Consider the following 12915-nt stretch of genomic DNA (forward strand, 5'->3'; position numbering starts at 1 on the left):
GCTCCGTTAACAGGGAAGCAAAGAGGAAGGTTTTTTTTTGAGAAAATCTAGGAAATAATCCGTAGAGAAATAACTAACAGACGTATCGTATCGAGAAACTGCTGTTATAGTCATAATAAATATCTAATTTTTAGGATTTTTTTAAAAAAAATATAAGATTACCATATTTTATTGCCCGCATTTTTTGACTTTTAGCACTAGTTTTGTTACTGTGGATCTTTTTAATCGGGTAAATAGATATAGATTTTATGCTTTCTCAACAAATTCGGGCTAAGTTTCTTCAGTATTTTAAAGACAAAGGACACACAATTATTCCCTCTTCATCCGTCATCCCCCACGATGATCCTACAATACTATTTATTAACGCAGGGATGAACCAATTTAAAGATGTATTCTTAGGCAAAAATGAACGAGGATATACCAAAGCTACAACTTGCCAAAAGTGTATTCGCGTTGGCGGAAAACATAATGATTTAGACAATGTAGGCCATACTTCGCGTCACTTAACTTTTTTTGAAATGTTAGGCAATTTTTCCTTTGGTGATTATTTCAAAGCCCAAGCGATTCAATATGCTTGGGAAGTATCGACTACTGTATTTGGTTTTGATGCAGGAAAAATCTGGGCTACTGTATTTGAAGAAGACAATGAAGCCTTTGAGCTATGGAAAGCTTATTTACCTGAAAAGCGCATTGTACGGATGGGTGAAAAGGATAATTTTTGGGCTATGGGAGATATGGGTCCTTGTGGACCTTGTTCTGAACTACTTTTTGATCGTGGCCTCTCTTATGGTAAGGCTTCTTCTCCTTTAGAAGATCATGATGGAGAGCGTTTTTTAGAGTTCTGGAATCTTGTATTCATGCAATTTAATAGAGATGCTTCTTTAAAGCAGCAACCTCTTCCTAAGAAATCCATTGATACAGGAGCTGGGCTTGAGCGTGTTGTCTCTTTAAAATTAGGGGTTGATTCCGTATTTGAAATAGACACTTTCCAAGCGCTTATTGCAGAGATTGCAAGATTGTGTAACAAACCCTATCAAAAAGAGAATTCTCATTTAGCTCCTGCCTACCATGTAATCGCAGATCATGTTCGATCTCTTAGTTTTGCCATTGCAGATGGAGCTCAACCTAGCAATACAGAAAGAGGTTATATCTTACGCAAACTCTTAAGGCGAGCTGTGCGCTATGGTCGCATATTGGGATTTCAAAAACCTTTTTTAGCAGATATACTCCCCTGTTTGATAGATACAATGGGAAGTGACTATAAAGAGCTTGTAGAATCACAGGCAAGAATTGCTGATATCCTCTTTTTAGAAGAGGAAGCTTTTCTACGCACCTTAAAACGAGGGGGTAATATTTTAAACACTATTATTGATCAGACTAAAACAAGTTCTAGTAAACAAATTTCGGGTGAAAATGCATTTAAACTCAAAGATACATATGGCTTCCCCTTTGAGGAAATTCTACTCATTGCTAAAGATAATGGCTTAAACGTAGATTTAGATACGTATCTTGTACTAGAAAATCAAGCAAAAATACGCTCTAAAAAAGTGCAGGCAATTCATTTTCCACAAGCAGCAAATGACACATTTAAAGAATATATTAAACATCATCCAACTACTGATTTTTTAGGCTATAGGCAAACCGAAGCTGAAGCTACTATTATAGGAATTTTAATCGATGGCATATTTGTCAAAGAGATAAAAGAAGGACAAAATGGCTATATTCTACTCGATAAAACTCCCTTTTACCCAGAAAAAGGTGGGCAGGTAGGCGATACAGGCTTATTGACTCGTAAAGAAGCTCATTTTAAAGTTACTCATTGTTACTCCCCTTTTCCGGGAATTATCGCCCACGTGGGTAGATTAGAAAAAGGATGTCTACTTTTAGGAGAGCCTTTAAATGCTCAAGTAGACAAACAAAAAAGACAAGAAATTGCAAATAATCATACTGCTACACATTTATTGCATTGGGCCCTTCAAAAAATAGTTGGATCTCATATTAGACAAGCAGGTTCTCTTGTAACTGAAGATCATTTACGTTTTGATTTTAATCATCATAAAGCGCTTTTAAAAGAAGAGATCCGTGAGATCGAAAGGCTTATTCAAGAAAAAATTAGAGAAGGTCAAAAAGTACAAACATACGAAATTTCTTTTGAAGAAGCTCAAAAAGATCCTAACATCAAGCAGTTTTTTGGAGATAAATATGCAGCTATTGTAAGAGTAGTTGATATCGATTATTCTAAAGAGCTATGCGGTGGTACTCATGCTCAAAATGTCTCTACCATTGGCTCATTTAGGATTATCAAAGAAAGTAGTATTGCTTCTGGAGTAAGACGTATTGAAGCATATACGGGAGTTAAAGCAGAAGAATGGATCTATGAGCAAGAAGATAGACTGGAAAAAGCCGCTATCCTTCTAAAAAGCCCTCCCTCGCAACTTGTGGAAAAAACACAAAATCTCATCGAAGAGAATAAAATTCTTCACACAGAGATAAAAACCTTAAAAAGGTCACAATTAAAACAACTTACCCAAACTCTTCTGACTAAAGTACAGTATGTTGGATCCATTCCTTTTATGGCACAAATCGTAGACACAGAAGAGTTAAATGCCTTGGCAGAGCAAATTATACAAGAGCTTAGCTCTTATGTCGTAATTTTAGCCTATACAACAAAAGAGCGCTGTCATGTGGTAGTTAGAGTGTCTAAAGATCTCAGTCAAAAAGAAATTTTGGCTTCTTCTTTAATCAAAGAAATTGTCCCTATTATTTCGGGTAGTGGGGGAGGGAAAAAAGAGAGTGCTCAAGCTGGAGGTAAAAATCCAGAAGGGTTATTACAAGCATTTGAACAAGTACAAAAATGGCTCTTACAAAACGCCTAAAAGAAATCCTAACCACTCATCCTTTATTACAAGAGTTTCTTGATATCCTAGTTCATGAACCATCTATTCTGATAGAACAGTTTTGGGATGGTCCCAAAGCTATTATCATTTGGTTATTATCTCAGATGACAAACAAACATGTGCTTATCATTAGCAGCGGATCTCAAGATAGCTTACTCGAAGATATGCAGTTATTTTCTCTGCCTCATCTTTGCGAATTGCCTGCTTGGGAAACTCTGCCGGGTGAAGAAATTGCGCCTAGTTCTGATTTAATGGGAAAGCGATTTGAAGTGCTCAACTCTCTTTTAGAAAATGATTCTCCTCATGTAGTTTTCGCTCCTTTGCAAGCTGTTTTACAAAAATTGCCTTGCAAAGAAACCATGCGTGCGCTTTTTCAAAGATACCAGATCAATCAATTTCTTGATTTTTCCTTATTTATTAAGCATCTAGAGCTCTTAAACTATCAGCAGACAAACGTAGTAAGCGATAAAGGAGAATTTGCTGTAAGAGGAGGGATTATCGACTTTTTTCCTCCTTCTGCTTTGTCTGCTTTTCGGATCGAGTTTTTTGGTAATGAAATTCAAGAAATTAGATCTTTTGATCCTTTAACGCAAATCACAACGGAAAAACATACACAATGTTGGCTATGCCCTGCATCTGAGCTTACTCTTTTACAAAAAACACAAAAACTTACTTCTTTTTTAGATTATCTAGGCCCTAATACTATTGTCATTTTTAACAATTTGCTAGCTATTGAAGACCGTTTGGTCTCTCTTGCAAAAATGCCTGTTTTACACAATCGTTTAGCCCTTTCTTTCCAAGAGTTTTTTTCTATCGTGCAGCCTCTATCGCAAATTTTCTTAAGTCATGAGAGAGCTGAGTCTCTTTCCTTGGTTCAAGAAAAATCCACAGTGTACATAGGACAAAATCCTCTTCAACCTTTGCAATTTGAAATGTTTAACCAGCAGATACAAACCAAAAGATGTCAACATCCCTTTATTCCAGTGGGAGAGTTCTTCTCTGCTCTAGATAATCAAGCATCCATCCAAGAAGAAGAAATTCTGCAAGCTCTACATCGACATCCTCACATGCAAGTGCATTTTATCTGCTCTACTCTTGCACAAAAAACTTTGTTGGAAGAAAAAACCAAGACACTCAAAAAAACCGATTTCCAAATCGGCTATCTGTCTAGTGGATTTGTCTTGAAAGATGCAAAATTATCACTCATTACCACAGCAGAACTCTCTCATCGCTTAAAACCCAGACGTCAAAAATGGCGCCAGTCTTATTCCATACCCATCTCTGAATTTCATGAATTACTTCCTGGTGATATTGTGGTGCACTTTCATAGTGGAATAGGCCGCTATATAGGAACAGAAAAACAGACTAATCATTTAGGAATGATATCAGAATTTATGGTGATTGAGTATGCAGAAAAAAGTAAACTTTTTGTTCCGTTTTCTCAGTCCCATTTAATTAGCCGTTATATCGGAACCAAAGATACCATTCCCACATTTAGTCAGTTAGGATCGACAAGATGGCAAAAAACGCGTCAAATGGCACAAAAAGCCATTGTGGGATATGCCGATCAATTACTGCGCATGCAAGCCGAGCGCACAGTCCAAGGAGGATTTGCTTATCCAGGCGATTCTGAGATTATGGTAGCTTTTGAAGAAGATTTTCCCTTCATAGAAACAGAAGATCAAATCACTGCCATTGCTGCCATCAAACAAGACATGCAATCAGAGGCAGCTATGGATCGTCTCATTTGTGGAGACGTCGGCTATGGAAAAACAGAAGTAGCTATGCGCACTGCGTTCAAGGCAGTATGTGATGGTCATAAACAAGTTGCAGTTCTTGTCCCTACTACTATTTTAGCAATGCAGCACTATGAAACATTTTGCCAAAGAATGGCGAACTTTCCCGTCCAAATAGGTCTTGCTTGTAGATTTTGCTCTTCTTCTCAAATAAAAAAAACACTTCAATCCGTTCAAGAAGGTGCCATTGATATTTTGATTGGCACTCAAAGGATCATTAGTCAAGATGTACGGTTTAAAAACCTAGGTCTTATCATTATCGACGAAGAACAACGATTTGGGGTCCGTGCAAAAGAGCGTCTAAAAACTACAAAAACAGGAGTTGATTGCTTAACCCTTTCTGCGACACCGATTCCTCGTACTTTGTATCTTTCCCTAATTGGTATCAAGAAGATCTCGATGATCAATACTCCTCCACAAGATCGTTTGCCGATTAAATCTATAATTACAGAGCGTAATCATTCTGTTATACAAAATGCCATAGCCAGAGAGCTATTGCGCGATGGACAAGTGTTCTTTATCCATAATCGTATTGAAACTATTTTTCAAATCGCTAAAGAATTACAAAAACTAGCTCCAGAAGCGCGTATCGTAGTAGGACATGGGCAAATGTCTTCTGATGAAATCGATGGGGTCTTTCATGCCTTTAAACAAGGAGAAGCAGATATTTTAGTCTCCACCATCATTGTAGAAAATGGAATTGATATCCCCAATGCCAATACCATTTTGATTGACCGATCTGATACATTTGGAATAGCTGACCTCTATCAGATGCGAGGTCGAGTAGGCAGATGGAATAAGCCAGCTTATGCGTATTTTTTAGTCCCAGCTAAAAAACAACTTTCTGAAATTACCTTGAAACGTTTAGAAGCTCTGAGTTTATCCTCCGGATACGGAGGAGGCATGAGGGTTGCTATGCGCGATTTAGAGATCAGAGGAGCAGGTGACATACTTGGCATACAACAATCAGGACAAGTTTCCTCCATTGGATTTCATCTCTATTGTAAATTACTAAAAAAAGCGGTAAGCGCGCTAAGTAAAAATAAAACTATATCTTTTACAGAAACCAAAATGGAGTTTTCTTTTGATGCACTCATTCCAGATACCTATATAAATGAACCCACTTTACGCATGGAAACTTATCACCGCTTTGGAGATGCTATTACTCCCCAAGAATTAGATATCCTCCTTGTAGAATTAACAGATCGCTTTGGCTCTTATCCTATGCAAATACTTTGGCTCTATCATTTAACACGCTTGAGAATCTTTGCTTCTGCCCATCAATTCACACTGCTCAAATTTAGTAAGAAAACGCTTACCGCACAACAACAAAGTGGAAAAACTATCTTAAAGAAACTATTAGCTCTACCTAAAATTACTCACCCTAAACAACTTGAAGAGAGCGTCATTGCTGCTCTGAAAAAAGAGTTTTCGATTAAGAACTCAAAAGTTTTTTAGTTTAAACAGAAACATTTTTATTTATAAAAAAAAATCTAGACATTTTTTCTTATACAAGTTATACAGTAGGCCCGTTTTTTAGCATTGCTCTTATTTTTAGAGCTTTAGCATGTAACAAAAGGAAAAATTTTATGAGCATTCATTTCCCATTACAATCTTTACAAGGTCCTTTTCATGCAGTTGGTCTAGTAAAGCCCAATGAACCTGTCACAGTAAATTCTATAGCAAAACCTATATTTGAAACTATGCAAGCAGGAACAAATTATATCGCAAGTAAGTTAACGCTTAATAAACTTGCCAAAGCAGGTATTATACTTGGAGCTGTACAAGCAATGAGCAGTATTCCAACAGCCGATGCAGGACTTATCTGTTTTAGCTGGTGTATGGGAATATGTTTAGGCTCATCAACAGGCACAGGAGGAGCCTTTGCTCCTTTCTGTACTGCAACATGTCTTGCATTTTGTGGTCCTACTCCAACTCCATAGACCTACAGGGCAAAAAACATTCTATCCTTACAAACTTGAGACCTAGTTTTTAATGTTAGGAAATTTTACTAACAATCCACAAATCTTAATTTAAGCATTTGTGGATTGCATTTTTCTAAAAAGATCGTTACCTTATCATAAGAATTTTATAAAAAAAATTTTTCATGGATAGTACTTTTACCGAATTAGAGATCAGAAAGTTGTGGGTAAGGATTTTTCTCTTTTCTATTCTTCTTGAAATTATCAGTTATATAGATGCTTTAGAGCTTGGAAAGATTCCAAAAGATGTACTATCTGCTGGAAGTACATTTGGATTCTTTTGCTTATATAAATGGATGCTTTTCTATTTTGGATACCTTAAAAAGGGTATTAAATTTTTAACATATGCAATCTATGCAAACGCTTTTGGAATGGGAATACAAGCATTGTCTTTTTTTTTTGAAGAAGTTTTGATTTTTCAATCGTTTAATTCACAATTAAAAAAAATGCACCCTCTTTTTTTGTTTCTTACTTATCTAACTTCTTTTGCACTTTTTTACGCTAATGTAAAGTTAAGAAAAGTGAACAAAATCAGGAAACTATCTTAGCAACTCATAAGTGCTAACTTAAAAAGCAATTGCGAATTGCCCCCCTTTTTTAACGTAAGTGACTTTTAGGGACCCCCATTCCAATATTGCGATGATAGGCTCCTTTAACGCGTTGTTCTTGCATCTCTCGAGAACGTTTAATGATATCCATTCCTTTTTCAACGTGATCAGCCATATAACGCTGATAAACAGATTCTGAACTTTTTTTGGTTTTTATTCCAAAGTTAGCTAGCGGTAGATCAGAAACGAGCAGAAGAGCTCCGAGTGTAAATTTACGCTTATAGCTTGCTGAAAATAATGTGGCACACTCCATTTCAATGGCCTGTGCTTTTGTAGCTTTGAGCAAGTTTTTAAACTCTTCATTGAATTCCCAAAAGCGCATGTTTGTCGTATAGGTAATGCCAATATGGTAAACCGCTTTTTGCAATTCCAATACATCGGTTACCGCTTTTTGCATCAAAAAATTAGATAAAGCGGGCACATCAGGAGGGAAATAGAAGTCAGAGGTCCCTTCACCTCGAATGCTTGCTACTGGAACAAGATAGTCCCCTATTTGATAACGCCTTCTTAAACCTCCACACATTCCCAAAAGCAGGCTTGCTTTAATTGGCAAAAAGGAACACAAATCAACCACTAGGGCAGCAGCAGGTGAGCCAATTTTAAAATCTAAAATACTGATATCCTCTGCTGGGCAATGAGCCACTTTAAACATCGCCCCTTCGATAACCGGTACAGATCTGCTTTTTGCAAAATATTCTACATACCTAGGGAAATTGGTTAATAGTAGATTTGATTGAAATTTTGCAACTTCACACCCCGAATATCGCTCTAATGTCTCTATAGCAAACTGCTCTTCTGTAATCTCTTCTCGCACTTAAATCTCCTTACAGCCCTTTTTTACCTTAGATCATTTTATAGACAAAAAATCAACTTTAAAATTTAATTATTAGTTTTTTAAAATGTTTTGCTTGGATCTTTAGCAAACCCTTCTTTATCTTATCACAAAGGAGCTAAAAAAGTGCTCATTTCATCTATTCAAACAGCTACCAATTATATCTTCTCTCCTATTAACCAAAGAATTTTGAATATAACGCAAACAGCTGATTGGAAAGAAAAAACCATGCTGGCAGGTCTTATTATTTCGGTTTGTTGCGCTGTTATCACTTTTTTTACACAAACAGTCTTTATTTGTGGTGCATTTGCAACGCTCTCCGGAGTATGTAGTCTAGGAACTTTATTCATACGCAATTATGAGAGTTTAAAAAAAATGAGAGAATGTGTCGAAGACCTAGAAAGGCAAAATCAAAACCTTGCTGCTCATAATCAAGAGTTAAACTCTCTAGTTACCCAGCAAAGAGATATCGTCATTGATCTCACAAAAGAAAATAGAAATCTAAAAATAGAAGTGACAAAGCTGACTGCTCATACAAATTGTTTAAGCCAGACCAGTAAAGATCTGCTCGATTCTGTTGATGATTTACATATCAACCTTGCAGAGCTAAAACCTACTTCAACAGGAATTCAAGAAACAGCAAAAAAACTCAGTGATTTTTCTATAACTATGGAGAAGCAACAAACAGTAGCTAAGCACTTAATGGAACTGATCTCTAAAACGTCTACAGAGCAAGCTGATCAATTAGAAGGTGAAAAGAAAATCATTGAACAACTGGTATCCTTACAAAATAAGGATACAACTCTACAAAAAGTCAAAGAACTAAATCACCTTCATCAGCAAATCTCTTGTAGTCATGATAAATTAGCAGAAGCTCTTAAAAGCTATAGCGATTTACAAGTTAAAGTAGCTCAAACATCTACGCAACTATCTAGCTTGCAAGCAGAATATGCCTTAGAAAACACCCGCCTCCAGGAGACCCGTCAAGAACTATCTGTGGTTTCTAGAGAATTACAAAAAATACGTTCTGATCTGCAATCTCTTTTATCAGAACATAGATCTCTTTTATCAGAAAAAAAAGAACTGCAGTCTGCCCTGACTTTACAGGTTGATCGTTTACAAAAATTACATACGGAACTAGGCTTACATAGCTCAGACAGAAGTAATAACTTACATCAATAAACTTTCTGTTCTTCAAATTTTTTAAGAACGCAATAGCATTTATTGATTGGGTTTTGTATTGGCTATGCTTCTCAACACCTATAGTGAAAACTTAAAATTGATTATCAGATTCTGTCTATATAGAAAACAACAAAAAATTTACTTTGAAAATCAACCTATTGTGCATATCCTCGGGTTTTTTTTAAAATCCAACGATTTCTAAAAAAAACACATGCAGATAAAGCTAATTCCTCTTTTTTGTGAAGAACTTATCTAAAAAGCGGTTAAATTATAGAAAAGCAAAATAGTTAGTAACTGCTCTTTAAAAAGATTTAATATAAAATGCTAAACTTCTAGCAAGACTTGAAATCTTGCATTTTAAACATCTATCATTCAAAATGGTCTTTTTAAAAGAGGAAAGGCATGGCCCAATATATAAGCGATCTAAGAAGTGGCTTTAAAATAGAAATAGAAAAAGAGCCTTATACTGTTGTTAGCAATGAGTTTGTTAAACCAGGGAAAGGTCAGCCTTTCAATCGTATTAAACTCAAGCACTTAATGACAGGGCGTGTTATAGAAAAAACTTTTAAATCAGACGAAAAGATAGCACTAGCAGATGTAGAAGAGTTAAAGATGCGTATGTTATACAAGGAATCTGATGGGATTGTTTTTATGGATGATCAGTCCTTTGAACAATTTACCATTCCTCTTTCTCTATTGGAAGATAAACAGCAGTGGCTGCTTGAAGAGATTTTGTATGATGTAACCTTCTATAAAGGACAACCGATTGATGTTATTCCTCCTACTTTTATGGAAATGCGTATTGTTGAAACGGCTCCAGGAGCACGTGGAGACACCGCCTCTGGACGTGTCCTAAAGCCAGCAGTTACAGAAAGTGGTGCAAAAATACAAGTTCCTATCTTTATTGAAGAAGGAGAAAAGATTAAAATAGACACACGTACAGGAGAATACGTCGCTCGTGTCTAAAAAGGATCTCTCTTTATTGTATAGCAGAGCTGATCTGTTTGCTAAAGTACGCAACTTCTTTTTTCAAAGAAAGGTTTTAGAAGTAGATTGCCCTGCTTTATCTTTGACAGCTCCCATAGATCCACATATCGATGTAATGAAGGTTTGCTTAAATGACAAAATAGGCTATTTACATACCTCTCCAGAATACCGCATGAAACGGCTGCTATCTTATGGAATCAAAGATATTTACCAACTCAGTCACGTGTTTCGAGATCATGAATTCGGTAGATGGCATAATCCAGAATTCACCATGCTGGAATGGTATCGAATAGACTGGTCTTTAGAGCAAATCATTAGAGAAACTTTGGATCTATTGCAGATGGCCTTAGGCACTCTTCCTATTCAGACTTATACCTATCAAGAAGCTTTCACTCAAGCTACAAAAATCGATTGTGATACATGCAGTACACAAAGCTTATTTGACTGTCTAAAAACTCATAAAATGCAAATATCCGATACAAATTGGGATAGGGCTTCTTTGATTCAGTTAGTGATGAACTCTGTGGTTGAACCTACTTTGGATCCTCATCATCTGACTGTTATTACCGATTTCCCTATAGAACAAGCAGCTCTTGCTAAAACCCGTTTAGTCGATCAAAAGCTCGTAGCATGTCGTTTTGAGGTATATTATAAAACGGTAGAAATAGCAAATGGATATCAAGAATTAACCGACCCACAAGAAAATAAACTGCGCATTGAAAAAGCTAACCAAACTCGCCTTTCAATGGGAAAAGAAGCTCTTCCTGTCGATGAAAAATTTATCCAAGATCTTGAACTTCCTTCTTGCTGTGGAGTAGCCTTAGGTTTCGATCGCTTACTTGCTCTCAAACATGAGTTAAATAACTTAAAACCCATCCTGCCTTTTTCTTGGGATGAAGCTTAAATCCATTTTTGTACAATGGGAAATCGCCTTCCTGCTTGAAAAGCCCTTTGGCTCACACGAATTCCGGGAGCTGCTTGCTGGCGTTTATACTCTGCATTACATATTCTTTTAATTAATTGCCTCACCAAGTCAAGTGGTATTTGATATTGATGAGAAATCTCTTCAGGAGAAAAATGCTCTTCCATATACCCTTGTAATACTTGATCTATAATATCATAAGGAGGAAGAGAATCACTATCTAATTGATTGGGCTTAAGCTCAGCTGAAGGAGGTTTTTTTAATGTAGATTTAGGAATACGTTGTTTATGTAGGTTTGCTAAAATATACACCTGCTGCTTAGTCACATCTGATAGTACGCTTAAACCTCCACACATATCCCCATATAAAGTACAATAACCCATTGCCATTTCACTTTTATTACCCGTACTTAAAACCAAGCATCCAAACTTGTTGGAAAAAGCCATTAAAATGGCCCCTCTAATACGAGCTTGCAAATTCTCTTCTGTTACATCAAACTTTTGATCTACAAAATAAGGCTGTAAAAGTTCAAGATATGCTTGAAATGGTTTTTCAATAGGAATCTGTTTTAACGTTATTTTTAAGTTTTCTGCTAATTCTATAGCATCCAAGAGACTTTGTTTTGAACTATAGCGAGAAGGCATGGTAATGCCTAATACATTTTCTTTACCTAATGCATCCACTGCTATACAAGCTGTCAAGGCGGAATCAATTCCACCTGATATCCCAAGGCAAGCTTTTTTAAATCCCAGTTTAACAAAGTAATCCCTCACGCCTAATACCAGCGCCTGATATAAATCTTTGAACGGATCCGTAGTAAAAGTATAGGGTGTAGATATAGATTCTGTATCAAAAAGCATGCTATCTTCTTCGAATCCTTTTGCTAATTGTTGCAGTTTAGCTTGGCTGTTTATATAGGTACTATAGCCTGCAAATATAAGCTGATCATTAGCTCCCACTTGACAGCAAAGCACAACAGGACATCTCAATGTACGGGCACAAGCAAGACATACTTCAATACGAGTTTCTAATTTTTGAAATCTATAGGGAGAAGCTGACAAGTTAAGGATAAGATCTGGTTGTAAATCAGCTAGATTTAATACAGGATCGTGTGTATAAGCACCCTCTAAATGCTGCCACATATCCTCACAAATCAAAATACCTATTTTTTTACCTTTCAATGGCCAAATGCGGGTTTTTAAAACCGGTTCAAAATAACGCCTTTCATCAAAGACATCGTAGGTAGGAAGCAACTGTTTATCTTGAAAACCTAAAAGTTTTCTATTGTAAATCACCGCAGCACTATTTATCAGAGATTTTTCTGCTCTTTCTTTGTTTTGACGAACTAATCCTAGAATAACAATTAACCCAGAAGATGCTTCAATGATTTGCTCTAAATAATAAGCATGTGCTTCAATAAAGGTCCTTTGTAATAATAAGTCCTCTGGAGGATAGCCGGACAAAATAAGTTCTGAAAAGAGAACAAGCTCTGCATTGCTTAAGCGCGCCTGTTCTAAAGAATAAAGTATTTTTTTTGTGTTTCCTTCTAAATCACCAATAGTTGGATTTAATTGAGAAACAAAAATACGCATAGACCCTTCTTAATTTCTTTTTTTTAAAATAGCCGATTTAATCAATTAGCCTCAATACTTGACGTCTAATCTATGAAAAGAGATAATTATTCCCTTTATTTCAAAAAATACATACAG

Annotated in this window: 9 protein-coding genes; 7 read left to right on the forward strand and 2 right to left on the reverse strand. The window is 36.2% G+C overall.

Annotated features, from left to right (window positions below; genetic code table 11):
- The first annotated feature begins 248 nt into the window (after positions 1-248).
- The 4 genes from alaS (at position 249) to RHAB15C_RS05790 (ending at position 7223) form a co-directional block, all read left to right on the forward strand.
- Positions 249-2876, forward strand: coding sequence for an alanine--tRNA ligase (alaS, locus tag RHAB15C_RS05775; RefSeq protein ID WP_194845259.1), 2628 nt, complete (start codon positions 249-251; stop codon positions 2874-2876).
- A complete protein-coding gene (gene mfd / locus RHAB15C_RS05780; protein ID WP_194845260.1) occupies positions 2855-6151 on the forward strand; it encodes a transcription-repair coupling factor in 3297 nt (1098 codons plus the stop codon). Before alaS ends, mfd begins: the two co-directional genes overlap by 22 nt.
- A 131-nt stretch (positions 6152-6282) precedes the next feature.
- Positions 6283-6636 (forward strand): hypothetical protein, encoded by a 354-nt coding sequence (locus RHAB15C_RS05785; RefSeq protein ID WP_194845261.1) that lies wholly within the window; start codon positions 6283-6285, stop codon positions 6634-6636.
- Positions 6637-6800: 164 nt separating this feature from the next.
- Entirely contained in the window at positions 6801-7223 is a 423-nt protein-coding gene (locus RHAB15C_RS05790) for a hypothetical protein (RefSeq protein WP_194845262.1), read from the forward strand.
- Positions 7224-7272: 49 nt separating this feature from the next.
- Here RHAB15C_RS05790 and RHAB15C_RS05795 read toward each other — a convergent pair whose 3' ends face one another.
- The gene (locus RHAB15C_RS05795) at positions 7273-8097 is read right to left on the reverse strand and encodes an AMP nucleosidase (RefSeq protein ID WP_194845263.1); all 825 of its coding nucleotides are present in this window, start codon (positions 8095-8097) and stop codon (positions 7273-7275) included.
- A gap of 90 nt (positions 8098-8187) precedes the next feature.
- On the opposite strand from RHAB15C_RS05795, the gene RHAB15C_RS05800 reads away from it, so the two are divergent.
- The 3 genes from RHAB15C_RS05800 (at position 8188) to epmA (ending at position 11188) form a co-directional block, all read left to right on the forward strand.
- Positions 8188-9297, forward strand: coding sequence for a coiled-coil domain-containing protein (locus RHAB15C_RS05800; protein WP_220716036.1), 1110 nt, complete (start codon positions 8188-8190; stop codon positions 9295-9297).
- Between the two features lie 402 nt (positions 9298-9699).
- On the forward strand, positions 9700-10263 hold the full coding sequence (gene efp / locus RHAB15C_RS05805; RefSeq protein WP_194845265.1) for an elongation factor P: 564 nt from the start codon (positions 9700-9702) through the stop codon (positions 10261-10263).
- On the forward strand, positions 10256-11188 hold the full coding sequence (epmA, locus tag RHAB15C_RS05810) for an EF-P lysine aminoacylase EpmA (RefSeq protein ID WP_194845266.1): 933 nt from the start codon (positions 10256-10258) through the stop codon (positions 11186-11188). Before efp ends, epmA begins: the two co-directional genes overlap by 8 nt.
- On the opposite strand, the gene RHAB15C_RS05815 is transcribed toward epmA, so the two are convergent.
- Positions 11185-12798: an NAD+ synthase gene (locus RHAB15C_RS05815; RefSeq protein ID WP_194845267.1), complete on the reverse strand. Its 1614-nt coding sequence runs from the start codon at positions 12796-12798 to the stop codon at positions 11185-11187. The genes epmA and RHAB15C_RS05815 overlap by 4 nt on opposite strands.
- Positions 12799-12915: the final 117 nt, after the last annotated feature.

The sequence above is a fragment of the Candidatus Rhabdochlamydia porcellionis genome, assembly GCF_015356815.2.
Classification (GTDB): domain Bacteria; phylum Chlamydiota; class Chlamydiia; order Chlamydiales; family Rhabdochlamydiaceae; genus Rhabdochlamydia; species Rhabdochlamydia porcellionis.

Coding starts and splice junctions, on each gene's coding strand:
- alaS (WP_194845259.1), top strand. CDS start 249: ATGCTTTCTCAACAAATTCGGGCTAAGTTTCTTCAGTATTTTAAAGAC.
- mfd (WP_194845260.1), top strand. CDS start 2,855: ATGGCTCTTACAAAACGCCTAAAAGAAATCCTAACCACTCATCCTTTA.
- RHAB15C_RS05785 (WP_194845261.1), top strand. CDS start 6,283: ATGAGCATTCATTTCCCATTACAATCTTTACAAGGTCCTTTTCATGCA.
- RHAB15C_RS05790 (WP_194845262.1), top strand. CDS start 6,801: ATGGATAGTACTTTTACCGAATTAGAGATCAGAAAGTTGTGGGTAAGG.
- efp (WP_194845265.1), top strand. CDS start 9,700: ATGGCCCAATATATAAGCGATCTAAGAAGTGGCTTTAAAATAGAAATA.
- RHAB15C_RS05815 (WP_194845267.1), bottom strand. CDS start 12,798: ATGCGTATTTTTGTTTCTCAATTAAATCCAACTATTGGTGATTTAGAA.